This is a genomic window from Pseudomonas sp. GW821-FHT03A09 (genome assembly GCF_059421065.1).
In genome coordinates this window covers 171142-196850 of the sequence record NZ_JBWKUX010000010.1, presented here as the reverse complement: position 1 = coordinate 196850, position 25709 = coordinate 171142, and the positions used below count along the sequence as shown (strand labels likewise).

The 25709-nt window shown below is 59.5% G+C and carries 20 protein-coding genes; 13 read left to right on the top strand and 7 right to left on the bottom strand.

The window, feature by feature from the left end:
* Nucleotides 1–49 precede the first annotated feature (49 nt).
* Entirely contained in the window at nucleotides 50–511 is a 462-nt protein-coding gene (locus AC07V4_RS19425) for a hypothetical protein (protein WP_492636546.1), read from the top strand.
* A gap of 53 nt (nucleotides 512–564) precedes the next feature.
* Here the strand turns inward: AC07V4_RS19425 and AC07V4_RS19420 are convergent, their stop codons facing one another.
* The 3 genes from AC07V4_RS19420 to AC07V4_RS19410 form a co-directional block, all read right to left on the bottom strand.
* Complete coding sequence (locus AC07V4_RS19420) at nucleotides 565–2814, bottom strand: autotransporter outer membrane beta-barrel domain-containing protein (RefSeq protein WP_492636545.1); 2250 nt, start codon at nucleotides 2812–2814, stop codon at nucleotides 565–567.
* A gap of 218 nt (nucleotides 2815–3032) precedes the next feature.
* On the bottom strand, nucleotides 3033–5159 hold the full coding sequence (locus tag AC07V4_RS19415) for a hypothetical protein (protein WP_492636544.1): 2127 nt from the start codon (nucleotides 5157–5159) through the stop codon (nucleotides 3033–3035).
* A gap of 69 nt (nucleotides 5160–5228) precedes the next feature.
* Nucleotides 5229–6512: a hypothetical protein gene (locus AC07V4_RS19410; protein ID WP_492636543.1), complete on the bottom strand. Its 1284-nt coding sequence runs from the start codon at nucleotides 6510–6512 to the stop codon at nucleotides 5229–5231.
* A 247-nt stretch (nucleotides 6513–6759) separates the two neighbouring features.
* Between AC07V4_RS19410 and AC07V4_RS19405 the strand changes: the two genes are divergently transcribed.
* The 5 genes from AC07V4_RS19405 to AC07V4_RS19385 all read left to right on the top strand — a co-directional run bounded on the left by AC07V4_RS19405 (nucleotide 6760) and on the right by AC07V4_RS19385 (nucleotide 11981).
* Nucleotides 6760–7821, top strand: a complete 1062-nt coding sequence (locus tag AC07V4_RS19405; protein WP_492636542.1) for a LacI family DNA-binding transcriptional regulator — start codon at nucleotides 6760–6762, stop codon at nucleotides 7819–7821.
* 85 nt (nucleotides 7822–7906) lie between these two features.
* Nucleotides 7907–8689, top strand: coding sequence for a sugar phosphate isomerase/epimerase family protein (locus AC07V4_RS19400; protein WP_492636541.1), 783 nt, complete (start codon nucleotides 7907–7909; stop codon nucleotides 8687–8689).
* The gene (locus tag AC07V4_RS19395; RefSeq protein ID WP_492636540.1) at nucleotides 8682–9626 is read left to right on the top strand and encodes a sugar kinase; all 945 of its coding nucleotides are present in this window, start codon (nucleotides 8682–8684) and stop codon (nucleotides 9624–9626) included. The genes AC07V4_RS19400 and AC07V4_RS19395 overlap by 8 nt, the downstream gene beginning before the upstream one ends.
* Before the next feature lie 88 nt (nucleotides 9627–9714).
* Nucleotides 9715–11007, top strand: coding sequence for an MFS transporter (locus tag AC07V4_RS19390; RefSeq protein WP_492636539.1), 1293 nt, complete (start codon nucleotides 9715–9717; stop codon nucleotides 11005–11007).
* Nucleotides 11004–11981 (top strand): NAD(P)-dependent oxidoreductase, encoded by a 978-nt coding sequence (locus AC07V4_RS19385; RefSeq protein WP_492636538.1) that lies wholly within the window; start codon nucleotides 11004–11006, stop codon nucleotides 11979–11981. The genes AC07V4_RS19390 and AC07V4_RS19385 overlap by 4 nt, the downstream gene beginning before the upstream one ends.
* A 129-nt stretch (nucleotides 11982–12110) precedes the next feature.
* On the opposite strand, the gene AC07V4_RS19380 is transcribed toward AC07V4_RS19385, so the two are convergent.
* Nucleotides 12111–13736, bottom strand: coding sequence for a methyl-accepting chemotaxis protein (locus tag AC07V4_RS19380; RefSeq protein WP_492636537.1), 1626 nt, complete (start codon nucleotides 13734–13736; stop codon nucleotides 12111–12113).
* Nucleotides 13737–13970: 234 nt separating this feature from the next.
* Between AC07V4_RS19380 and AC07V4_RS19375 the strand changes: the two genes are divergently transcribed.
* The 3 genes from AC07V4_RS19375 to AC07V4_RS19365 are packed head-to-tail and all read left to right on the top strand — an operon-like array spanning nucleotide 13971 to nucleotide 16430.
* Complete coding sequence (locus AC07V4_RS19375) at nucleotides 13971–15398, top strand: nucleobase:cation symporter-2 family protein (RefSeq protein ID WP_492636536.1); 1428 nt, start codon at nucleotides 13971–13973, stop codon at nucleotides 15396–15398.
* A gap of 13 nt (nucleotides 15399–15411) precedes the next feature.
* Nucleotides 15412–15873: an LEA/WHy family protein gene (locus AC07V4_RS19370; protein WP_492636535.1), complete on the top strand. Its 462-nt coding sequence runs from the start codon at nucleotides 15412–15414 to the stop codon at nucleotides 15871–15873.
* 5 nt (nucleotides 15874–15878) lie between these two features.
* Complete coding sequence (locus AC07V4_RS19365; protein ID WP_492636534.1) at nucleotides 15879–16430, top strand: GNAT family N-acetyltransferase; 552 nt, start codon at nucleotides 15879–15881, stop codon at nucleotides 16428–16430.
* A 112-nt stretch (nucleotides 16431–16542) separates the two neighbouring features.
* Here the strand turns inward: AC07V4_RS19365 and AC07V4_RS19360 are convergent, their stop codons facing one another.
* Entirely contained in the window at nucleotides 16543–17469 is a 927-nt protein-coding gene (locus AC07V4_RS19360; RefSeq protein WP_492636533.1) for a carbon-nitrogen hydrolase family protein, read from the bottom strand.
* An 82-nt stretch (nucleotides 17470–17551) separates the two neighbouring features.
* On the opposite strand from AC07V4_RS19360, the gene AC07V4_RS19355 reads away from it, so the two are divergent.
* Nucleotides 17552–18436, top strand: coding sequence for a LysR family transcriptional regulator (locus AC07V4_RS19355; protein ID WP_492636532.1), 885 nt, complete (start codon nucleotides 17552–17554; stop codon nucleotides 18434–18436).
* Here the strand turns inward: AC07V4_RS19355 and AC07V4_RS19350 are convergent.
* Nucleotides 18429–18683, bottom strand: a complete 255-nt coding sequence (locus tag AC07V4_RS19350; RefSeq protein WP_003190904.1) for a hypothetical protein — start codon at nucleotides 18681–18683, stop codon at nucleotides 18429–18431. The genes AC07V4_RS19355 and AC07V4_RS19350 overlap by 8 nt on opposite strands.
* Nucleotides 18684–18847: 164 nt before the next feature.
* Between AC07V4_RS19350 and AC07V4_RS19345 the strand changes: the two genes are divergently transcribed.
* A complete protein-coding gene (locus AC07V4_RS19345) occupies nucleotides 18848–19168 on the top strand; it encodes an ElaB/YgaM/YqjD family protein (RefSeq protein ID WP_431752957.1) in 321 nt (106 codons plus the stop codon).
* 37 nt (nucleotides 19169–19205) lie between these two features.
* On the opposite strand, the gene AC07V4_RS19340 is transcribed toward AC07V4_RS19345, so the two are convergent.
* Nucleotides 19206–20234, bottom strand: coding sequence for an Ldh family oxidoreductase (locus tag AC07V4_RS19340; RefSeq protein ID WP_492636531.1), 1029 nt, complete (start codon nucleotides 20232–20234; stop codon nucleotides 19206–19208).
* Nucleotides 20235–20441: 207 nt separating this feature from the next.
* Here AC07V4_RS19340 and AC07V4_RS19335 point away from each other — a divergent pair, with 207 nt between their 5' ends.
* On the top strand, nucleotides 20442–21137 hold the full coding sequence (locus AC07V4_RS19335; RefSeq protein ID WP_492636530.1) for a hypothetical protein: 696 nt from the start codon (nucleotides 20442–20444) through the stop codon (nucleotides 21135–21137).
* Nucleotides 21119–25594 (top strand): dermonecrotic toxin domain-containing protein, encoded by a 4476-nt coding sequence (locus tag AC07V4_RS19330; protein WP_492636529.1) that lies wholly within the window; start codon nucleotides 21119–21121, stop codon nucleotides 25592–25594. The genes AC07V4_RS19335 and AC07V4_RS19330 overlap by 19 nt, the downstream gene beginning before the upstream one ends.
* Nucleotides 25595–25709: the final 115 nt, after the last annotated feature.

Below are 25709 nucleotides of genomic sequence, written 5' to 3'. Positions count from 1 at the left end.
GGCACCGTTCCATGTTGTTGACCTATTCATCAAAGATGGAGACGCAATCATGCCAGCACAAACTGCAACGCTGACTCCCCACCAACAGAGCGTATTGTTCCCCCGGGCACGTGAGGCAGAGGGAACCTTCTCTGTGTTCCTGGATAACCAGGTCATCGACATCCAAACCATCACTATTGTGAATGACCCCTCCCAACGCATTCTGGGTATTACCGGGCGCAACACCGAGGGCCAGGATACAGTGCGGGAAATCTACATTCAGTTTCCGGATCGCACGCCGGCCGGCACGACGATCGATTTGGCGCAGAGTGAATTCACCTCCACCAGAATTTGGCTATCGGTCAAGACAGCGACCGAAGCCTATGCTGTTCGCGGCATTACCGGCACCTTGTCCATTCAACAAATCTCCCCGCAGCTTATCAAGGTACAAGGCTCCGCCGTTGCTACCACCGATACCGACCCGAACGGACAGGTACACGCCTTGGTCATTAACTTCGACATTCACACCTGAAGCAAACAAAAAAAGCCCGTATCTAGCGATACGGGCTTTTTCCTAATCGAGATTTACCAGGTGTAACGAACACCCACGTTGGCACCCCAAGGCTGTTCAACTGTGCCGCCGCTGCTGTGTTCAAGGTCAGCATGCAGTTGCAGGTTCTTCGACAGCTTCACCGCCACACCCGCACCAAACTCGGCACGCGAGCCGGACAGATCATTGTTGAACACATTGTTGTTCACCGACACCTTATTGTTGTTGGCAAACTCGTGCACCATTGCCGCGCGCAGGTAAGGCTGGACCACACTGCCACTGTCGAGCTGGATGTCACGCCCAACCGTAGCACCGGCCTTGGCCATGATGGAGCGTGTACGCTCGCCCTTGGCTTGCAGGCCATTGTCCAGGTTGTAATTGGCACCCTGGATCACCACGGTCGACATCTGGGCATACGGCTCAACAAAGAAGCCGTCATCGAGCTTGATGTTGCGACCGAACTCGGCCGACAAACCACCACCGGTGTTGTTGTACTTGCCTTTCGACGTGGTGCCGTCGCTCAAACCGACCTTGGACTCGTTGTGGAACCGGTTGACCTTGGCGACCGCATCGAAATACAGGCCACTCTCCTCGTCCAGCCAGGTGGCATACGCGCCCAGGTAGTAGCTTTTCACGTTACCGGACGTACCGCGTTTGAGATTCAGATCCGATGTACTGTGACCGGCCATCACACCGACCAGCCATTGGCTATCGGCCAGCGGTGCGTCGGCACCCAGGGTAAAGCCCTGTTGGTTCTGGCTGTAGCCTACACCCGTGCTGTCGGACACCTTGTATTTGTTGCCATAACCACGAATCCAAACGCCTGCCTGGCCTGGTTCAAATCGCAATTCACCCATACGCGTACGCAATGAGGTTGCCTCGCCGTACCATACGGTGGGTGCGGTGTTGAACAGTGCCAGCACGGAGCGGGTGCCTGGGCTGATTACACGGTTGTTCGGGTCAAGGAACCAGTCGGTGCCTTCCTTTTTCAGGCCGTAGGAGTAAGCACCCACATCGACCACATCGCCTACCAGGGAGAAGTTAGCGTCGCCACCACCGGTGTGCACGATGCGGATTTCTTCAGGGTTGATCGGTTCAACACCGCTGGCCGCAAGCAACAGGCTGTGATTGCCCTTGGCTTCGCCTTCAATGTTCAGGAAGTCCGTGACGCCACGGGCAAAATCGGTGCCCATGACAAACGTGCCATTACCTTCCAGGGTGTCCAAGTCCAACCGATAGAACGCATCAGTATCACCAAATTTCACCGTACCACCAGCCAGGCTCAAGGCGCCTACCTGGCTGTCGCCAGTCAATTCCCAGAAAGAGGCGCCGCCCACGTTGAGGCTAGTGATAAGGCCGGCATTGTTTTGCAGGCTCAAATGCGCAGTGCTGCCATCCTCGACAACAACGTTGCCATTCAAGCGGCTGTTGTCGACATTCATGTTCGCCGTTGCGCCGCTGTTGACTTCGAGCAACGTGCCGTTGCCACCGGTCAGGGTCGAACCATTGCGAACATCGATCTCGACGGTCGGAACTCGACCCGGCCGGCCTTCCACAAGAATCGCGGACCCCGTGCGACCAGCGACATGCGAGTTATCCAGCACCAGCTTGCCGGCTTCGGTGCTGTTCAACTGGTTGGTCATGACCACACCGTTCTTGCCACCGATCAGGGTGCTTTGGCTGGCGGTCACGAGTGCCCCACTGTCCACCCGAACACCCGCACTGTCGGCACCGGTGCCTTCCACCCAGGAATTTTGGTTGAAATGCAACTCGCTGTTGCCCTGCGCAACCGCTCCTGCAGCCACACCTTGGATTACACTGTTGAATACTTCGGCAACGCCACCTTTGGAGGAGCCCACGCTCTGGAACGCCTGCAAGCCAAAATTGGTATGACTGATCAGGGTGCTGCCGGTGATGGTTGCAGTACTGTCATCCAGACGCAAAGCGCCGAACGTCGGGTTGCTCGACTCCACATGTGCGCCAGTGAGGCTGACGCTCGAACCTTGCGTTGCACGGATGTCATTGACTCGACTTCCAGTGTTCACAATCAAGGCCGAATCATTGGCCAGGATACTCTGAGCCCTGGCGCCGTTAAGGGTCAGTTCGGACTTCTGATCCAGTTGCCAGTCTTTGGACGATTCCGAGGAATCAATGGTCCTGCCTTCGCCAATCAGCTGATCGGCGTGGGCAGCACCATGAACCGCTGCAAACATAAGCAGGGTCATGGTCGGGACTTTCATCATCGCGCTCAGGGGCTTGAGCTTGAAGTTGGCTGGTACATACATGGTCGATCACTCTCTGGGGGTAGAGCCTCTGAAAACGGTTTGGCTCGTTCCCAAGGAATGGAGCCTTACCTGTGCGGCGCAGAGAGTACGGATCAAACATCCCAAGCTCTGTAGGACTTATCTTATTGATGTGGGTGAACCGACAGCGGTCAGGGCGGGGGAAAATACTTGCGCAAAGAAAAGGGGAGCTGCGCTCCCCTTTTCTGTTTCAAGCTTGGTCAAGGTGAGGGAGGAACGGTCCCATCGCAGTAGGTATGAGGATTGGACATCTGAACACGTACGTCCGACAGCTCCCCGTGTCCAGTCACACCATTTTGCAAGACCGTCGAGTAAGTCGCCTCGCAATTGCCCGTCGGCGCCTGTGCCAGATAGGGCATGTAATCGACCTCAAACGTAATCCCGTTCGCGATGTCAGCTGCGCTCAAGCTTGGATGAGTCAGCGTCAAGGGGAACGGTCCTGGTGGACGACCAGCCAGTGTATTGGTAAGGCTCAGCGTCAACGTCAGCGGCACGCCAACTGCCATCATCGGGTCGCCTGGCACATACACTTCGCCAAACAGCACAGGTGGAGTGCCCGGTGTCCGGGTTTTCAACGACCCACATCCCCACCGGGTCCCGACCAGATTCAAATACTGCGCTTTCGCCAGCTCCACTGTGACAGCATTCTGCACATCAACCGTGGTAGATGGCGACTCGTTTTCGTTGGTTGTCGCCGGGTCGAGGACCAGATACTTGATGGTCTTCAAGTCGTTGCCATGACGAGCAACGACGTCCCAGTCGATATTGAACGAGAAGGTGCTGCCACCCGCCGCAGTACCGATAGGAAACGGTCCGACTCGTTCATCCTCCCAAAGGAAGATGATCGACAACCCCACATGCGGTGCCACTGCAACGGTCCACAGTACGATGTCCACACGTACCGGTAGGTTCGCATGAGCCGGCAGCAGCACATCCGGAGTCGTCGAACCATCACCGAATACGTGAGCCTCGTTGAGGTTAATGTTGGGTGTACCCGGCAAACCAGGGTTGATTGCCCCCCCTACCGACAAATCGAGCAGGATGGTTTTATCGAAGGAAGGGAACAGCGTGCCGTTGCGGGAAATCCGATAGCGTACAGGCACCGACTGCGGCCCCACCGTGGTCTGGGTATAAGCTGCCCTGATTGCAGCCTGCATGCCGTTGAATACCTGCGGGAACGTCGTGAAAGGCATCCCCAATGGGCCATAAGGTTGCGTATCCCACTGCACCTCCAATCGATCAAGCAAGGAGGCATGATGGTTATAAGTCCTGACCCATACCTCAGGGTCCAACAGGTAATCTGCGATATCGATCAAGTTGTCTGTACTGCCGCTCTCGGGCGCAGGCGCCAGAGGTAGAAACGGGGTTCCGCGCTCTGGATCTTCGATCAAGGCAACACGCCGGGTTTCAACGAACGAAGGACGACTGACATTCCCCGCCCGGTCCGTAATGGTGTAGATCGCGTGGTAGTCCCCACTCACGTCAATCATTGCTGCTGGTAGGAAAAACGTATTGCCTGTCGGCAACATTGGAATCCCACCGGGAGGACTGACGATGTCCATTGGCCGTGGGAACATCACCGGGCTCCAGTAGAAAGTAATAAAGTCCCCAGGTGCCCACCTGCCAGGTACAGGCACAAAGTCGTTATCGGGAATACCGAACTGCACTCCGCCGTGCATGACCAAATAAGCATTGTCGATCACTGCACCTGCAGGAAGCGTTGTGGGCCACAGTACTGCATGAGGCTGATCACGAAAGCTGTGATCGCCATACGGTGGAATCAAGTCAACGGTAAAATTGCCAGGGTCCGAGATGTCCGCCGTCCCGCCCGGAAAACCACCAAAGTCGCGATATTGAAGGCTGCGCAACTGATAGAAGCCGTGCCGGAAACCGCCTGGAGGAGCCGCAATGGTGAGATCGAACTTGGCGGGGATGGGAATAGGCGTCGCACTCAACTGCCTCGGCCCTGCTACGCGAGTCCACACCAACAACGGTTGTGCGAGGTCCGCCATCTCGACTTCAAACCAGTCGTCGTAATCTGAAATATCGCCCGTTGTACATTCTGCGGTGATGGGGCCAGTCGCAAGAATGGCCGGAATCGTTCCGGTCGCATCATCGAGTGCCTCCGCAATAGTCACGGCGGCCGGGTTTGCCAAGGGTGCCAAGGGCACATTAGGATTGCTGCTCATTTTTGATGATCTCCACACTCGTTCACTGTAGGTTCCTGATAAAAAACACCCATCCGCCAGGCTGAATTCGGCAACCGTGCAATTGACCTCGTACCCATTTCCCGGCAACACACATCCCTGCCACTTGATTAGCGGCATAGCCAAAACTCGTATTACTTGAACTGAACGCGGCCTCGACGCACCCGATGCCGTGAACTGAGCCCTTACTCAGGGCTCGGGCGCATTGCCGTGAGTCCAGCAATACAGGGTGGGCGGACTCGAAGGCACTACACGGTCAAACCGTGCAAACCTGGAGGCCGATCGGCCTTGCAGTACACCTGCGCTGTACACCCTGTAACTCGCCTCCCCACCCGCACGCTCCTTGAGCGGGCGGATCAGACGTTCAACATCCTGAATCCAGAAGGAATAACCCGTGGCGTCCGCTACCGAGTCCCAGATGTGGCTTTGTGTATCGACGATGCCAGGCAGTGGGTCCACATCAGGGGCCTGGCGGTAGCCCTGAAAGTGCATCACAACCAACTCCCCATGCTGGATACCCGGGCCCGGTCCTGTATTCGGGTCAATACGAATTTCAACGCCGAACCAGATTCTGGGTGTACAGGCACACGTCATATATCGGTTCGGATTCAGTAGCGGCTCAGAGTCAGCCTGCGGAAAGCGCGGCCGTATGTACGTCGGAGTGGGCAGCCCCACCTGCAACGCAGCTTGCGCCACCAGGGAAAACTCCGGGTTTAGATTGCAGGCGCGATCGCGCAGGCGGTAGAAGCAAAAAATAAACGCGGCACCCGGGAAGTTCTGGAAAACCGTATTGGGAACATCGACGAATATTTGCCCGGTAGCACTCACCAGCGGCGGTGAGATCACAGTGGGCGCACCGGTCGGCAACGTGTTCATATCCGAAAAATACATCAGTATTTCATCACCGACCTCACGCCCCAGATAACCATTCGGGATTTCCATGGGCACCAGGGGCGTGTCGGCCAGGTAAGCGTCGGTGATCGGATCGACCGGATAAATCGCCGGTAGCAGCGGCCCGCCTGCCCCCGGAGCATCGCGTTTGATTCTGAGCAATGTCGCCTCAGAGGTATCAAAACTTGGAGAGGCGGGCGAGTCGACATGGATCCGAAAATAGAGATCGACAAACGCACTGTTCAACAGGAAAGCCTGAGGAATCGAAAAAGGGATGGGGAAGTCGGCCGGGGTCAGCGGGCCATCCAGTTGCAAGGGCGGTAGCACGTCGACAGGCGCAGCGCTGTGGTCATCCCAAACAAATACGACATAGTGAGTGTCGCCAATGCCGGGCAAAAAATTCCATGGCGTTACGATTTCCACTTCAAGGTCATTGAAATAGTACTGTGCAGGCACTAACCCATCTGGCAGTGCATGGATTACCCGGGGGCCATCTAAAGCCAGGACAGTCCCTGAACCAGAAGCAACACTACCCGCCTTGGCCTTTTTAGGCTTTGAGTTAATGGGCTTTAGTTTGCTCATGGCAACCTCCCGTAGATCCAATGTCCAACGCGTTTTAAGCCTGTGACGCGCTTTACCTATGGGCAATTGAACACCCTGACTGATCGCTCGGATACTGTCAGATCTGACAGGTAAGCTCGCCACCCGTCGGGGCAACCGGTATTAACACAGCATCAACCGACGAATATTTTCTTGACGACAGGCTCTGCCTGGTGTCTTCTGAAACCGGTTTCAGTGCAATCCGAATTCCAATAAGAAAGGCTCCACCGTGACTTCATTTTCCGCCGCCCAGCGCAGCCGTGTGACCATGCTCGACGTGGCCCAACACGCCGGTGTGTCCAAAGCCAGCGTTTCGCGTTTTATCGGCGATGACCGCGCCCTGCTCTCCGATGCCATTGCCTTGCGCATCGAACAAGCCATCGATGAACTCGGCTACCGCCCCAACCAGATGGCCCGCGGCCTCAAACGTGGCCGCACGCGCCTGATCGGCATGCTGGTGGCGGATATCCGCAACCCCTATTCCATTGCCGTGATGCACGGCGTGGAAACCGCCTGCCGCCAGCACGGCTACAGCCTGGTGGTGTGCAACACCGACCGCGATGATGAACAAGAGCGCCAGCATCTGGCGGCATTGCGCTCGTACAACATCGAAGGGTTGATCGTGAACACCCTCGGCCATCACCTCGACCAACTGCTGGAACTGCAACGGGAAATGCCCCTGGTACTGGTGGACCGCAAGGTCGAACCGCTGCACAGCGACCTGGTAGGGTTGGACAACCCGGCGGCGGTGCGCATGGCCATGGATCACCTGGAACAACAGGGTTATCGCGATGTGATGCTGGTGAGCGAAGCTACCGATGGCACCAGTTCGCGACTGGAACGTGTGACGAGTTTCGAGGCCGAGATTGCCAGCCGCCCTGGGTTGACCGGCGCCGTGCTGGCGTTGGATGACGAACTGCAAAGCGCTCTGCACACCTTCATTGCCAAACCCGGCCCCAAGGCGCTGTTCTGCGCCAACGGTGTTGCCGCGCTGGCCTGTACCCGCGCACTCAAGCGGCTGGGCTGCAACCTATTCGAGGATGTAGGGCTGATCGCCCTGGATGACCTGGATTGGTACCCGCTGGTGGGCACGGGCATCACCGCACTCGCCCAGCCTACCGACACCATTGGCGCCACCGCGTTCGACTGCCTGCTCAGGCGCTTGCGTGGCGATACCGAGCCAACGCGCACCCTGGATTTCCTGCCCGAACTGATCATCCGAGGCTCCACACAATCCCATGTGGGAGCTGGCTTGCCTGCGATGGCGGTGGATCAGTCAGCTGTGTATTGACTGAGAAACTGCTATCGCAGGCAAGCCAGCTCCCACAGATTTGATTTTCGCTTAAAAATGAAACCGGTTTCAGAGGTACACAACAATGCATAAATACCCCGTCTCCATCAGCCTATCCAGCTACGGCGCCGACCTGGTGCGCCAACAAGGCCAATTGAGTTTTGTCGAGCTACTCGCCGCTGCCGGTGCCCAGCGCATCGAATGGCGTGAAGAACTGTTGACCCACGAGCAACCAGTCGAACTCGCTCAAGCAGCGGCGCAACACCAGTTGGAATCGGTGTTCTCATCGCCCTTGGAACTCTGGGTCGCCGGACGCGCCCAGCCCAATGCAGAGCTGGCCGCCACCCTCGACCGCGCCCAGGCGTTTGGCTCGCAATGGCTCAAGGTATCGCTGGGCTACTTCACTGATACCAACGACCTGCAAAGCCTGCACGCCCTGCTCAACCGTCACTCGGTCAAGCTGCTGGTGGAAAACGACCAGACCCTGCACGGCGGGCGTATCGAGCCCATGCAGCGTTTCTTCACCGAAGTCGAGCGCCTGGGCCTGCCGGTCAAGATGACCTTCGACATCGGCAACTGGCAGTGGCAGGACCAGTCCGCCCTCACGGCGGCACGCCTGCTCGGACGACACGTGGACTACCTGCATTGCAAGGCCGTGGCCCGTCGTGCCGACGGCAAACTCGTCGCCCTGCCACCCGGCGTCACCGACCTGCATCTGTGGGAACAACTGCTCAAGCACATGACTCAAGGTATTACCCGGGCCGTGGAATTCCCGCTGCAAGGTGATGACCTGATCCAGGTCACCACGCAACAGGTCGCCGCCCTCGCCGTCCTTGGCCAGCCCCGCATGGAGAATGCCCATGTCTGAGATCGATATCCTGTCGTTTGGTGAAACCATGGCGATGTTCGTCGCCGAGCAGACCGGCGACCTGGCGCAAGTGGCGCAGTTTCACAAACGCATTGCCGGCGCCGACAGCAATGTGGCCATCGGCCTGTCACGCCTGGGCTTCAAGGTGGCCTGGCTGAGCCGGGTCGGCAATGATTCCCTGGGCCGCTTTGTGGTCGATACATTGAAAAAGGAAGGCCTGGACTGCCGCCACGTGACGGTCGATCCGCTGCACCCTACGGGCTTTCAGTTCAAGTCCCGTGAAGAGACGGGCGCCGATCCCCAGGTCGAGTACTTCCGCAAAGGTTCGGCCGCCAGCCACTTGTCCATCGCCGCCATCAGCCCCGCGTTACTGCAAGCGCGTCACCTGCACGCCACCGGCATTCCACCCGCGCTGTCCGACGTCACCCGTGAACTGTCCCACGAGCTGATGACGCAGATGCGCAAGGCCGGACGCAGCGTGTCGTTCGACCCCAACCTGCGCCCGTCGCTGTGGCCCAGCCAGTCGCAGATGATCCGCGAAATCAACGCCCTCGCCGCCCTGGCCGACTGGGTGTTGCCAGGTTTGAGTGAAGGCCGTTTGCTCACCGGCTTCGATGACCCGGCCGACATCGCGGCCTTTTACCTCGACCAAGGCGCCGAGGCCGTGGCGATCAAGCTCGGGGCGGATGGCGCTTACTACCGGACCCAGATGGACCAAGGTTTTATCGCCGCAGTCCCCGTGGAAAAAGTGGTGGATACCGTGGGCGCCGGCGATGGTTTTGCCGTGGGCATGGTCAGTGCCCTGCTGGAAAACCTCAGCTTTCCCGAAGCCGTGCAGCGCGGTAACTGGATCGGCAGCCGTGCCGTGCAGAGCCGTGGAGATATGGAAGGTTTGCCATTGAGGGAAGACCTGCCCTTGGTACAGAAAGCGGGCTAATCAAAGGGGCTGCTTCGCAGCCCAGCGCGGGGCAAGCCCGCTCACTACAACCTGTTGCCACAACTACAACAAGCTCAGGAGCAACCCCATGGACACCTTGAAACTCGCCACCCGCCGTTGGTGGTACATCATGCCCATCGTTTTTATCACCTACAGCCTGGCGTATCTGGACCGCGCCAACTACGGCTTCGCCGCCGCCTCCGGGATGGCCGAAGACCTGATGATCACCCCCGGCATGTCGTCGTTGCTGGGCGCGCTGTTTTTCCTCGGCTACTTTTTCTTCCAGGTGCCGGGGGCGATCTATGCGCAGAAGCGCAGCGTTAAAAAGCTGATCTTTGTCAGCCTGATCCTGTGGGGTGGCCTGGCGACCCTGACGGGTGTGGTGTCCAACGCCTACATGCTGATCGCCATCCGCTTCATGCTCGGCGTGGTGGAAGCGGCGGTGATGCCGGCGATGCTGGTGTACCTGTGCCACTGGTTCACCCGTGCCGAACGTTCCCGCGCCAATACGTTCCTGATCCTCGGCAACCCGGTAACCATGCTGTGGATGTCGGTGGTCTCGGGCTATCTGGTGCAGCACTTCAGCTGGCGCTGGATGTTCATCATCGAAGGCTTGCCGGCAGTGATCTGGGCGTTTATCTGGTGGAAGCTCGCCGACGAGCGCCCCAAGGATGCCAAATGGCTCAGCGACGGCGAGAAACAGGACCTAGAAAGCGCCCTGGCCGCCGAACAGGTGGGCATCAAGGCCGTGAAGAACTACGCCGAGGCCTTCCGCTCGCCCAAGGTGATCGTGCTAGCGCTGCAGTTCTTTTGCTGGAGCATCGGCGTGTACGGCTTTGTGCTGTGGTTGCCGTCGATTCTCAAGGCCGGATTGCAGATGGACATGGTCGAGGCCGGCTGGCTCTCTGCCCTGCCATACCTGGCGGCGGTGATCGGCATGCTCGTGGTGTCCTGGGGCTCGGACAAGCTGCAAAAGCGCAAGCGCTTCGTGTGGCCGCCGTTGCTGATTGCATCTATCGCGTTCTACGGTTCCTACGCGCTAGGTGCCGAACATTTCTGGTGGTCCTACACCCTGCTGGTGATTGCCGGGGCCTGCATGTATGCACCCTACGGTCCATTCTTCGCCATCGTCCCGGAAATCCTGCCGGCCAACGTCGCCGGTGGCGCCATGGCGCTGATCAACAGCATGGGCGCCCTGGGCTCGTTCGGCGGTTCGTACCTGGTGGGTTACCTCAATAGCAGCACCGGCTCGCCCGGCGCTTCGTACCTGCTGATGAGCGGTGCGCTGCTGCTGTCGGTGGTGTTGACGATTTTCCTCAAGCCCGGCGCCAGTGATCGCGTACGGATGCCAACCCTGGAGTTGAAGGTAAAAACCTCATGAAAAAGTCTGTCGTGTTGTACAAAAAACTCTCCGCGCCGCTGATGGCGCGCCTGCAGGAACAGGCCGATGTCACCTTGATCGAAGCCCTGGACGACACCGGCCTGGCCAAATTGCGCGACGCACTGCCCACTGCCCATGGCTTGCTCGGCGCCAGCCTGCGCCTGGACGCCAAGCTGCTGGACCTGGCGCCCAACCTGCAGGCCGTGGCCAGCGTCTCGGTAGGCGTCGACAACTACGACATCGACTACCTGACCCAGCGCGGCATTCTGCTCAGCAACACCCCGGATGTGCTCACCGAAACCACTGCCGACACCGGCTTTGCGTTAATCCTGGCCACCGCGCGCCGGGTAGTCGAACTGGCGGACATGGTACGCGCCGGTCAATGGAACAAGAACATCGGCCCTGCGCACTTCGGCACCGACGTGCATGGCAAGACCCTGGGTATCATCGGCATGGGCCGCATCGGCGAAGCCCTGGCCCAGCGCGGGCACTTCGGCTTCGGCATGCCGGTGATCTACCACAGCCATTCGCCCAAGCCAGCGGTGGAAGCACGCTTTGGCGCGCAATACCGCAGCTTGAATGACTTGCTGCAAGAGGCTGACTTTGTTTGCCTGACCCTGCCGCTGACGGCCGAAACCGAGAAGCTGATCGGTGCCGAGGCGTTTGCACGCATGGGCCCTGAGACGATCTTCATCAATATCTCGCGGGGCAAGGTGGTGGACGAAGCCGCGTTGGTGCAAGCGTTGCAGCAACGCACTATCCGGGCGGCCGGGCTGGACGTGTTCGAGCGTGAGCCGCTGAACCACGACTCACCGTTGCTGCGTTTGAACAACGTGGTGGCCACGCCGCACATCGGCTCTGCGACCCATGAGACACGGGAGGCGATGGCCAAGTGTGCGGTGGATAATCTGTTGCAGGCGTTGGCCGGGCAAAAGCCGAAAAACCTGGTGAACCCGCCCGCCTGGAAGCACTAACGCCTGACACTCCACACAACCAATGTGGGAGCTGGCTTGCCTGCGATAGCAATCTGTCAGTCAGTACATAATTGACTGATCCACCGCATCGCAGGCAAGCCAGCTCCCACCATTGACCTGCGCAGCTGGTTAGATCACGAACCGCGCCACCATCCCATTCAGATCCACCGCCAGGCGCGACAGCTCATGGCTGGCCGCGCTGGTCTGGTTGGCCCCCGCCGCCGATTGACTCGCCAGGTCGCGGATGTTGACCAGGTTGCGGTCCACCTCACGGGACACCTGGGCCTGTTCTTCCGAAGCGCTGGCGATCACCAGGTTGCGCTCGTTGATCAGGCTGATGGACTGGGTGATCTGCTCCAGGGCCACACCCGCGGCGCGCGCCATTTCCAGGGTGGCGTGGGTGCGCTGGTTGCTCTGCTGCATCGAATGCACGGCTTCACCGGTACCGCTCTGGATGCCGGCGACCATTTTTTCGATCTCTTGCGTCGACTGTGCCGTGCGGTGAGCCAGCGCCCGTACTTCGTCGGCCACCACCGCGAACCCGCGCCCGGCCTCACCGGCACGTGCGGCTTCAATGGCGGCGTTGAGGGCCAGCAGGTTGGTCTGCTCGGCAATCGCACGGATCACGTCGAGCACCTTGCCGATGTCCCGGCCCTGGGACGCCAGGCCTTCGATCAGTACGGCAGTACTTTGCACGTCCTGGGTCATGGTCTGGATGGCACCGACGGTTTCCACCACGCGGTCGCGGCCTTCCCGGGCGGCCTGGTTGGACTGGCCAGAAGCTTCGGAGGTGGACACCGCATTGCGCGCTACCTCTTCCACGGCGGCAGTCATTTCGTTGACCGCCGTGGCGGCCTGGTCGATTTCATCGTTTTGCTGCTGCAGGCCCCGGGACGCTTCCTCGGTGACGGCACTCAGTTCTTCGGCGGCAGAGGCCAGTTGTGTGGCCGAACCGGCGATATGGTGAATGGTCTGGCGCAGGTTGGCTTGCATGGCCGACAACGCGCCGAGCAGGCGCGCCGGTTCGTCCTTGCCGTCATCTTCGATGGTTTTGGTCAGGTTGCCACCGGCAATGGTTTCAGCCATGTCCACAGCTTTGCGCAGCGGCGTGACGATGCTGCGAGTGAGCAACCAGGCCAGCAGCACCGTCATCAGCGCCGCCACCACGGCGACGATGATGATTCCGGTCACCGCCATCTGATAACTGCTCTCGGCGTTACGCCCGGCCTGATCCGCGTCCGCACTGTTGATCGCAATCAATTTGTTCAACTGCTCCCCCATCAGGTCGGTGCCGTCCTTGATCCGGGTGTTGATCAGGCTGCGCATCTCCTCGACCTTGTTCTGCTGGGACAGCGACATCATTTCGACCTGTGCGCTGAGGTAACTGTCGAGGGTAGCGGCGAACGTCTTGTACAAGGCCGCCTCTTCCGTACCCGCCGGCATGGCGGCGTAGGCGCTCTGGGCTTGTTTGACCTTATCCACCAATACCGCCACACGGGTCTTGGCCTCATCCAGGGCCGTCGGCTCCCGATTGATCAAGATGCGGAACGAGAGAATGCGCAGGCGCAGTACGTTCTCGGTCATGTTGCCGAGGAACTTCACACTGGGCAGTTGGTTGGTGCCCATGTCCAGCGAGGCCTGGCGGATCTGGGTCATGCGGTTGACCGCAAACACCCCAAGAATCACGACAAGCAACGCAATGAACGCAAAACCGAGAAAAGCGCGAGGGGCAATATTCAGATTACGAAGGGACATAGGGGTGCTCTCGAGAAGTGGTGGTGGCGAGCGTCCATGCCGCGACACAATCAGTCGGCGTCAACGCGCCGCTCTGACCTTTGGGCACCACTGTTATCGTTGGAATGTGGGCCTTTCCAGGCTATCGGCAGCCTTGATGATTTAATGCAGGATGTTTCGAAATATTTTTACACACTTCTGACAGCCGGCACTTTCTGGCATCCTGCGCGCCCCTTTCCCTACCGGGCTCGTATTTTGTCTGACACTCAAACCCCTCGCCCCCGTTATAAATCCGACCTGATCTACGGCCTGGAAGACCGCCCGCACTTCACCGCAGCGATTTTTGCCGCGTTGCAGCACGTGCTCGCCAGCTTCGTCGGCATCATCACCCCTACCCTGATTGTCGGCGGCGTATTGGGCCTGGAAAGCGAAGTGCCGTACCTGGTGAGCATGGCGCTGTTCGTCTCGGGGCTGGGCACTTTTGTGCAGGCACGTAAATTCGGTCCAGTGGGTTCCGGGCTGCTGTGCCTGCAGGGCACCAGCTTTTCGTTTATCAGTGTGATCCTCAGCGCCGGCTTCATGGTCAAGGCCCGGGGCGGTGGCACCGATGAAATCCTTTCGACGATCTTCGGTATCTGTTTTTTCGCCGCCTTTATCGAAGTGGTGCTCAGCCAGTTCATCGGCAAGCTGCGCAAACTGATCACCCCGGTCGTAACCGGCACCATCATTACCCTGATGGGCCTGTCGCTGATCAAGGTAGCCGTCACCGACATGGCCGGTGGCTTTGGCTCCAGCGACCTGGGCGCCGCCGGCAACATGGGGCTGGCAGCACTGGTGCTGCTGACCATTGTGGTCCTCAACCGCTTCAGCAACCCGTTCCTGCGCCTGGGTTCGATCGTGATCGGCCTGACCCTGGGCTTTGTCGTCGCGTGGTGGATGGGCCGCGTCGACATGACCGCCCTGCCCCAGGTGCCGCTGATCAGCGTACCGGTGCCGTTCAAATATGGTTTCTCGTTCGACTGGGTGGCGTTTATCCCAGTGGCAGTGATCTTCCTGATTTCGCCCCTGGAAGCCGCTGGGGACCTGACCGCCAATTCGATGATTTCCCAACAGCCGGTCAAAGGTCCTCTGTACATCAAGCGCATCAAGTCCGGCCTGCTGGCCGACGGCCTCAACTCGGCCATGGCCGCCACCTTCAACAGCCTGCCCATGGTGACCTTCGCCCAGAACAACGGCGTGATCCAGCTCACCGGCGTGGCCAGCCGCTACGTGGCGTACTTTATCGCCGGCCTGCTGGTGTTGCTGGGGTTGTTCCCGATGATCGGTGCCGTGCTGCAACTGATGCCCAAGCCGGTGCTCGGTGGCGCGACCCTGATCATGTTCGGCACCGTGGCCGTGGCCGGGATCAAGATCCTTGCCGAAGCCGGTCTGCACCGCCGCAATGTGCTGATCGTGGCCATCTCGCTGGGCATGGGCCTGGGCGTAGCCGCGGTGCCGGAAGTGCTGCGCGACCTGCCCAAGGCGCTGCACAACATCTTCGAATCGCCGATCACCGTGGGTGCGTTTTGTGCGATCGTGCTGAACATTTTCCTGCCGGAAGAGTTCATAGAGCTGGAAGAAGACGAATTCGATCCGGAGTCTTCTACCCTCAAAGTCATGCAAGACCCGGACGTTACCAAATAGGAGCACCTTTCAGATGCGCAAGCTCATGGTTCTATCGTTACTGCTGCTGACCTTGAGCGCCTGCGCGCTGTTTCCCAACCGTGACCCGGTCAACATCACGGTGGTGGGCATCGAACCTCTGCAAAGCCAGGACCTGGAAGTACGGTTTGCCGTGAAGTTGCGGGTACAGAACCCCAATGAGACGACGATCGACTACAGCGGCATCGCCCTGGACCTAGACGTCAATGGCCGGCCGTTGGCGTCGGGTGTAAGTGATCAGGCAGGCTCCATCCCACGTTTTTCCGAGAAGGTGTTGATGGTGCCCGTGAGTGTTTCGGCATTTTCTGTGTTGCGCCAAACCCTGGGCCTGAGCCAGACCCAGAGCTTGAACAACCTGCCCTACGTGCTGCGGGGCAAACTGGCCGGTGGCCTGTTTGGCACGATGCGGTTTGTGGAGCGCGGTACACTGGACCTGCCGAGCACCGCCACCTGGTGAACACTATGCAACCGACGCTGTACACCGAACGACTGATTCTACGCCCACTGACCCTGGACGATGCCGAGGCCAGCCAGGAACTGTTTCCTCACTGGGAAGTGGTGCGCTACCTCACCGCCGAGGTGCCCTGGCCCTACCCGGCCGACGGTGCGCGCAGCTACCTGGAAAACGTGGCCTTGCCAGCCATGGCGCGGGGCGAGGAATGGCATTGGACGATCCGCCTCAAAAGCGCACCTGAAGTGATGATTGGCAACATCTGCCTGACGGACACCGTGGACGACAACCGTGGGTTCTGGCTGGGCCGGCAATGGCAGGGCCTGGGGCTGATGACCGAAGCCAGTGCGGCGGTCACCGACTACTGGTTTGGCGTACTCGAACGCCCGGTGCTGCGCGCGCCCAAGGCGGCACCCAACCTGGGGTCGCGGCGGATCTCCGAGCGTGAGGGCATGCGGTTGATCAGGACGGAGGTGGGCCAGTTTGTAGAGGGCACCTTTCCCCGGGAAATCTGGGAAATGACCCGCGAGCAATGGCTGAAATACAAACGCCTGAGCCAATGAAGATCCAAATGTGGGAGCGGGCTTGCCTGAGATAGCGATATGGCTGCCGACATTTATATTGGATGTGCCCCCATCATCGCGGGCAAGCCCGCTCCCACATTTTTTACCGCGTTTAGTCAGTGATGTAGCGCACGCCGGGCCTAGCGCGCTCATCCACGGTCAGCTCGAACACATCCGGCCGAGCGTAGTGGCCCACCACGTCGTAGTCATAACGCGCACGCACCAACTCGTCTGTATCGATCTGCGCCGTCAACAAGCCAGCTTCACCCCGCAACGGTCCGGCCAGGACATCACCCATCGGCCCGACAATCACACTGCCACCCGCAATCAACGGGCGCTCTGACGGCCAGTTGGCAACCTCCACACCCAAGGCCTCGGGCGATGCCTGCACCTGGCAGGCGCTCACCACAAAGCAGCGCCCTTCATGGGCCACATGGCGCATGCTCACTTGCCACATTTCGCGCTCATCCACGGTCGGCGCACACCACACTTCGACGCCCTTGGCGTACATCGCCGTACGCAATAGCGGCATCATGTTTTCCCAGCACACTGCGCCGCCGACGCGCCCCACCGCCGTGTCGATCACCGGCAAGGTGGAGCCATCGCCCTTGCCCCAGATCAGCCGCTCGGTACCAGTGGGCATTAGCTTGCGGTGCTTGGCTACTAGCCCGCCCGCTGGTTCGAAATACAGCACGGTGCAATACAGCGTGCTGCCACTGCGCTCGATCACACCGATAACCAGGCTGGCCCCGGTGCGGGCGGATAACCCGGCCAGCACGTCGGTCTCGGCCCCCGGCACATCCACCGCATTGGCAAAATAACGGGCGAACGCTTCACGCCCTTGCGGCAGGCGGTAGCCCAATTGTGTACCGAAGCTTTCGCCTTTGGGATAACCACCCAGCAAGGCCTCCGGCATCACCACCAGTTGCGCGCCGCTGCGCTTGATAGCGTCCTCATACGCCAGGATCTGCTCAAGGGTTTCAGCCTTGCCACTAGGCAGGGAACCAATTTGCAGGGCTGCCACTATCGAAACGGGCATCACGGTCACTCCAAGTCAGGGGGGTTGCCCATTCTCCCGCCAGCCTCGATCATGAATAAAGCCCACTTCAGTGCTGAATGATATGAGCCAAATGAATATCGACCTGAACCTGCTGAAAACCTTCGAGGCCCTGCACGACGAGTCCAGCGCCAGCCGCGCGGCGTTGCGCCTGGGCGTGACGCAATCGGCTATCAGCGCAGGCTTGCGGCGGCTGCGCGAGGTATACGGCGATCAATTGTTCGTGCGTACCGGGCGCGGACTCGCACCGACATTGCGCGCCAATCAATTGAAACCGGTGATCAGCGAAGCCCTTGATCGCTGCCGCCAGAGCCTGGCCATGGTTGACCCGGATAACCAGCACTATCAGGGACGTTCCGTGGTCGTGGGTTTGTCGGATGATTTCGAGATTGCCTATGGTCGTCGGCTGATGGAGGAACTCGCACAACGGGCACCGAAACTGCGGGTAATTTTCCGTCAGACCCACAGCCAGATCGTTGCAGCCGCGCTGCTCGATCGCACCCTGGACCTGGCGATCACGGCCGGAGGTTTTGCCCAAGGGCGACTAAGTCGCCAGGTATTGGGGGAAGGTGATTACCGCTGCCTGGTGGACTCGGACCAAGCCAGCATTGACCTGGATGAATTCGTCACACGGGAGCATGTATTGGTGTCGTCGGGCGGGTTTATCGGGATTACCGATGAAGGGTTGGCGGCACTGGGGTTGAGCCGCCAGGTGTGTGCATCCACCAGCCACTTTGCTGCACTACCGTATCTGCTCAAGGGCAGCCAGGCGGTGGCAACCATTCCCGGGCATGCCGCCGAAGCGATCGCGGATATGACGGGTTTGAGTGTGCTGCCCTGCCCGCTGGCCCTGCCGCGCTACCCGGTGGAGTTGGGCTGGCGCACCCAGGCACAGCTCGACCCGTTGCTTCTGAAGGTGCGCGAAGCGATTGTGGCGTGCTTTATTTAGCCGCTGCCATCAGCTTGTTGACTTCACTGCGCACCATGTTGGAAAACTCCGGCGGCGACATGCCGTCAAGCTCGGCACGGACCCATTCGGCCCACTTGCCCTTGCGCTTGGCGCGCTCGCCGAACAAACGCGCGGCTTCGCCCTTGGCTTTGCCCAGGTTGGTTTGCCACAGGTCATAGAGGCGCGACTTTTCATCTTCCAGCTCGGCACGTTCGGCGAGGGTCTTGTTGGCCAGATTGAAGCTCATGTTGAATTACCTGCTGCACAAATAGGTGACATCTTACACTGTAGGCCGAAACTTCCCGATCCGGATTTCACCCGCAATCGCCCCAGGCGCAAAAAAACTGCAACTTTTGCCGCTGCCCGATACTCCATTGTTCACTGTCACATTCACCTGCAAGGAGTCACCCAATGGCCCGCAAAACCACTGCCCAAGCCGTCGAAGATCAAATCAAGGACCAAGCCTTCAGCGAACTGACCGCGCTGATCGAAGAGTCGGACAAACTGCTCAAAAGCAGCGCGTCACTGGTAGGCGAAGAAGGTGAAACCCTGCGTGAGCAGGTCGCTGTCAAACTCAAGCAAGCCCTGGACTCGGTATCCAATGTGCGTGAGCGCAGCAAACCCGTGGTGGATGCCACCGAGACCTACATCGGCGGCCATCCATGGCAGACCGTGGCGATTTCCGCAGGTGTCGGCTTGGTTGTCGGCCTGCTGCTGGGTCGTCGTAACTGATCGATAGAAGGCTGCGCCCGATGGGGCGCAGCCTGTTTTACTGCCTGGCCAATTCCCGCAGCCGCGCCAACTCCTCAGCGTCAACCTCAATGCCCTGCTCGTCTGACTGCACCCGTGTGCGATGACGTCGATCCCCCGGCAACCGCCGCAGCCCTGCCGCATGCATCTGTCGCACTAACTCCTGACTACGCTCGGCAAAACTTTGCCCGGTGGTCTTGCTCGGGTCGATCACAATCAGCAGCTGCCCAGTCCACGGCGTGCGCGCCCCTGGATGGTCGGCCCAATTGAACTCGAAGGAAAAATTACCCCCGGTCAGGGCTGCCGCCAGCAACTCCACCATCATCGACAACGCCGAGCCCTTGTGCCCGCCAAAGGGCAACAACGCACCACCTTCCAGCACGGCCTTTGGATCTTCGGTCGGCTGACCCAGGCTGTCCACGCCCATGCCCGGTGGCAGGCGCTCCCCCTTGCGTGCGGCGATCTGCACATCGCCGTGGGCGATGGCGCTGGTGGCCAGGTCAAACACGATAGGCGGGCCATCGGCACGCGGTGCCGCGAAGGCGATCGGGTTGGTGCCGAACAATGGGCGGTCGGCGCCATGGGGCACCACGCACGTCATGCTGTTGACCACACTCAGAGCCACCAGGCCTTCTTCGGCGAAGGGCTCGACGTCAGGCCACAAGGCGGCAAAGTGATGGGAGTTATGAATGGCCAACAAGGCAATCCCGGCGCTGCGGGCTTTTTCTACCAGCAGTGGGCGGGCAGCCTCCAGCGCCGGCTGGGCAAACCCATTGCCAGCGTCCACGCGGATAAAGCCCGAGGCCACATCCGTGACGACGGGTTCGGCCTTGCCATTCACCCAGCCACTGGCCAGGGTACTGACATAGCCTGGTATACGGAAAATGCCGTGGCTATGGGCGCCATCGCGCTCGGCGCTGGCACAGTTGTGTGCCAAGGTCGCTGCGACCTGCGGCGATGTACCGTGCAGCACGAAGACCCGATGGAGCAACGCCACCAGTTCGGCGAAACCGATGCGGGCCAACGCCCGCTCATGGACCTGTGACATCTGAAGCTCCGATTTTATGATTGGAAGGGGCAACAAGACTGGGTATCCAGGCCGTCGATTAAACACCGTTGGGCAAGCCCACTGTCAACCTGCGTTTTCTTCTCTTGTGCTCCCCTGCGGCAGTTATCTACCTCTGTGACGGCTCGACGCCCTCCTACTCTGTGGTTTTATCCCGCCGGCTCAGGTCGGCAGCGACGGAGACCGATCATGGCACGGGTAACCCCCCCGTATTTTTTTGATGAATTCCTGCAACCGATCAAAAGGGTCAAGCCTTCGGACCGCGAGCGTGCGCTGGGCCTGACCATGAAGGACCTTGACTGGCTGCATACCCTTTACTACGCCACCGACGAAGCCCGGCAGAACTCAACGCTGCGGGAAGCCCCGATGGTGGTCGAAACACTGTTGATCAACTTGGCCCAACCACCCGCGATCCCCCTGGCGGGTGCGTTTTTGATGAGCCCCAGCCCGGATGAAAGCAAGGCCGTGCTCTATACGCCTTATGGTGGTCTTGAGGTGTTCGATAGCCGAGCCACCCTGCTGGAACAAGTGAGCGAACGCCTGAAGGACCCATTAGAACGGGTGGATCTACTGCGCTTCCTGTCCATATCCCAACGCGACCTAACGCCTCTAGAAGCCACGCTGACCGTAACAACCACACTGATCAGCGGCGCGGTAATGGCGGATCAGGAACGCATGCTCCAGGACGCGCAAATGCAAAATGTCCAGGCAATGCTGGAGCAATTGCGTAAAACGCCCGCCCTGCCGTGGATGCTCGATACCTTGCTGACGATCATGGGACGCTTGTATTTCCCGCAGCTGGATCAGCGCGATACACGAATGGACAGTTTATCGCTAGCCCGAATGCGGGCCTGGAGAAGCGCCTGGTGGCTTCAGTCCCCTTGAGTGAAGCGTTGCTGCAGTTTTATGCACAGCAAGCCTGGCCGGTCGAACAGACACGGCGCTTTCACAACCCACGTCAGGCTGCCGGCGATACACAACAAACACAGGCGCTCCTACAATGGGAAAGCCTGGTCAGCCAAACCGCCGGAGTTCTTTCAAAATTGCTCAATAGCCTGTTGTTGACCTATTGGAACGAGGACTTCAACAAAGGCCAATCCCGGCTGGAATTCTTCGCCCAGGTCATGAGCGACAAATTTCGCGTAGACCTGCTGCTCAAGCGCCAGGATGGGATCCTGTCCACTGCCGAGAGCCAAGCGTTGCTGGCCATGTTCCTCCCGGACCTGGCAGCTCGCACCGCCCATGCTGACACGCTGCGTATAGAGAAAGTACGCATCGAAGCGCCCTACCACCATTACGTAGACTTGGCTGGCACCTTGATGATCAGCGATAGCTCCGCCTACCTCTACACCCAGTCCCGAGGGCTGCAGGTGCTCAAGGATATGGACGACCTGACGAACACCTTGCGCGCCATGCTCAAAGCGCGCGGTCATGAAGATGAGCTGCTCAACTTCGTGTCGCTTGACGAACGCAGCACATTTATCGGCCTGGACCACGTACAGATCACTGGCCTGCCGATTGCCAGCGGCGTATTCGCGGAAATGGTCGAGGACATTATGACCAAGCAACTGAGCAACCTGGAGCATGCCTTGGGGTTGTACCGCCGTAGTGATGGCGCGGTCGACCTCGACGCCTTGCTGGATCAGGCGCTGGATGTGCGCTCTATGCTCGACAGCCGTTTGCTGGCGCTGGACTCTGACGGCCGCTGGACCCTACATCCGGTGAGCAGTGACAACGGGCGCCCTTCTACCGTACAAGCCGAGCACGCCAAACAGCGGCTACTGCAGTTGCAGGCCACCGACGCGGCACTGGCAATGGAGCGAAGCCGAGCGCCAACCCTGCGCCGCCTGGTGGCCCATGCATTGAATGCCGAGTTGGAAAAGCGTCAACTGGACCTCAAGGCAGACGACACCTACATCAACACCTATGACTCCCCAGCCCAACAGCGGGAAGAACGATTGGCCCAGACATCGTTGAATATGGTGGAGCACTTCATCGAGCGCCTGGCCAACCAGGCAGGACCGATAGCGGAATCGTCAAACATCGGTTTCTTCCAGAAGCGCGAGGCCGGCGCTGCCAACCAGTTCAATAACCTGGCTATCCGCACCTTCAACGCCATCATCGATCAAGTCATGTTGTCGTTCACCCAACATGACCTGCGTACATTGCCCCGTCTGTTCCTGGAAACCCAGCAAAGCCACTTGAGCCAAAGCCTGATGCTGGGACTGCGAAACGAAGCCGACCTCAGATTGCTCAACAAGAGCCTGGGGGCACGCGGTCAGGCCATACTCGACACTGTCTTGCGCCGTGACAGCCTGACACGCCTAACGCGACATGGCTTGAACGGTTTCTTGCCCGACGCTTTCGGCCTGACCCTCACGCTGGGAGCCGATCCCACGCCCCATGGCCTGGCCAACTGCTTCGTACTCACCGAGCGCGGGGGTGTGGACCCCCAACGGTCCGGGCAAGTGCAACTATGGACGCCTGGCAGCGGCCATGAAACCTTCCCCTCGGTGGAAGCCATGCGCGTGCAATTGCAGCGGCGCCTGGAGGATCCACTGGCCCGTCTGACGTTTCTGGAAAACCTCGACACCTCCAAGCGCCAGCCTCACCAGGCTTATCACCTGGGCCCCTTGCAGCGCATCGACGAAAACCTGTTGGACGACCGCCAGCAAACCTACAGGAACGCCCTGGTCGATGGCATTGACTACCTGCTGACGATGAACCTCAAAGCACGGCAGTTGCAGGACTGTCTGGATGCACTGATAAAGCGGCCCGCTCCGACCAACGTGCCTCGGGCCAGCGCCGTGGCGCGTGCAATCATTCTCCAGCAAGCATTACCGGTCTGGCTGGGCATGGCGACACCCGCCGAACAGATTTTGCAGGCCGAACTGCTGGAGCAAACCCGACTCAGTGCGCCGGACGACCGGGACTACCTTCACGATGTGCCGGCGTTGCGCGAACACGTGGTGACCCGCCTGACTGAACTGCTCGGCGTACGTTACCCGGACGCAAATGTGCTGCCCGACAACGTCCTGATCCCCCGGCGCCATGCCGTGGAAGGAGATATCCAGACCCTCACTGACTTTGCGCTCAGGCACCATCCCAACCTGCCGGGCGAAGATATTCGACCGCGCTCACGCACCGCCACGCCGTTACCAGCAGCGCTGAACGCCAGTGCAGTGATTCAGATGGTGCAGCAATTGGACCTGGCAAAAACTTACCAGGCCTGGGTGACGACGCATTTGGCTGCCGACACCGAGGATGCGCGCAGGCGCCGCGACCGGTTCTGTCGGCAACTGCCCTGGCAACTGTTACGCCATGCCCACGAAGAGAAACTTGAGGAACGGCTGTCTGCCACGGCCTGGAGCCTGGTCCAGCAAGTGTTAGACATGCCTGACGCGCTCGCTCGCAAGAGTGTCACGGGGGCCACGGCGATGATCCGCCCCCTTGAACTGATCGCCACCGAAGGAGCGACGCCGGCCCTGGTATCGGGAGTCTACGTGATCAGCTCGAGCACCAACGCCACTGGACCGCTGGTGTTGTATGCCCCTTACAGCCCGCGTCATACCCTCAAGGAATACCAACGCGAGGAAGACCTGATCCGCGATATCAGCACACCGGGACCTCTGCAAGACTGGGTACTCAGGTGCCAGCAAGATCCCCACCAGTCGACCTATCGCCACTTGCTCTCCCAGCAAGACCCGGCCAACGCCTCAGAAATACGCCTGGGCAATAGCCCAATACTGGGCAATATCCTGATGCGCCTGTTCAAGGACAACATTCACGCGTTGACCCGGATGTTTTCCAGTCAATTCGACAAGTCGGGGCACAGCGAGTGGGAAAGCCTGGCCAGCCTCCTGCATGCAGGTGCCTCAACCATCACGCAATTCATCCAAGGCAAACTCTACTTCCCACGGGAGGTATGGCGCAGCTATAAGCTGCTGGAAGTTGCAGCTGAACATCTCCAACAACAGCGCTTTGGCGAAGGGTTCAAAACCTTTATCAAGGGCCTCGCAAAGCTGGCTGCATTGCGCAAGGAGCTGGCCCTGCAACCAGAGCCGTCGCCGCCTTTGTCGGCTGACCGCACGCCGGAGTGGGACAGCAAGCCCCTGTCACCGGCAACCACCCTCACGTCTCTGGACATCACTGAGCCCCGTCGAACCCAGTTGCAGGTGCTTGAGCATCACGTCGTTGCCCTCACAGATCTAAGCCACCAGCCCAAGACCCATCTGTATCAGGACAAAACCTCGAATCGGCATTACGTGCCCCTGGCGGGCAAGGTGTACCCCGTGCGCAAGGCCGGTGAGCAGTGGCGCCTGTCCAATGGTGAGCAGCACGGGCCTTACGTACGCTGCAACGCCGCCAACCAATGGGTACTCGACCTGGATCGACACCACCCGCGCTACGGCAAGACCTTGTCGTGTCATAGAGCACGCTATCGGACTCGTACCGCCGAGCGCCAGGTCATGAATATCGAAGCCGTAGGGATGCAAGCGATTCGCGCCTTGTCCAGCTGGAGAGCCCAGGTCATCAATGAGGCGCTCAATGTTGCAACCTTCTACGCAGTCAATTGCAAGCGCAACATCCTCAACTTTACACAGATTCGTGACCCGAACAGTCGGATGGGACGGTTCTTCACCGAGTTGTTTGGCGCGCTCAGCCTGAGCCCGCAGCAACTGCGCAAGATCGAAGAGTGTGTGGATGAAGTGCTCAATGAACTGGTCAACCACACCCTGACCAGCCCGGATTCCATGCGTTTTGTATGCGGCACGGGTCATTCGGGGGAAGAACACAGCTTTGCCTTTACATTGCCCGATGATGCCGACCAGAAGATCTATCTACTCAATCCCTTTTTCGACCCACCTTTCGACATTTATGAAAACCGCTTGAATACACCGTTCAACATCGTGGCCCACGCACGTGCCGCCGTCCTGATCCATGAAATTTCACACCTCAAGTGCCTGACCGAAGACGTGGCCTACCTGGACAGCATGCGACCCTTTTCCGACCTGATAAACATGAGTACGCGCGGAGCACCACTGCTGAAGACTGAATTGGTGAATCTGCGTGACACGGCCTTGTCCATCCTCACTCCCGCCACCATTTTGTTCAAGACCTGGAACGAATGGGCATCGGCTTGGGAGGATTTCGGAACCTCCCGGGGGTCGGGGTCAGTCAAGCGCAAAATCCTGCAGATCACCGGCGCAAAGACGCTAGACGACGCTCGGCAGACATTCATGACGGACCCGGACAAACGCATCAGCACCATCCTGGCCAACGCGGACTCCATTACCTACCTGATTACGCAGGTGGGACGCGTGCTCGATATGGGGGCCTGAGCAAGCCTGAAAGGGAAAGCCCCGGTTTTTAAAGGCAGATGCCAAACGAGAATAGCTCCCAATTGATGCGCAATCGCCATGATGGATGTTCTCGCCGTCCCGCTGTGGAGGTTAG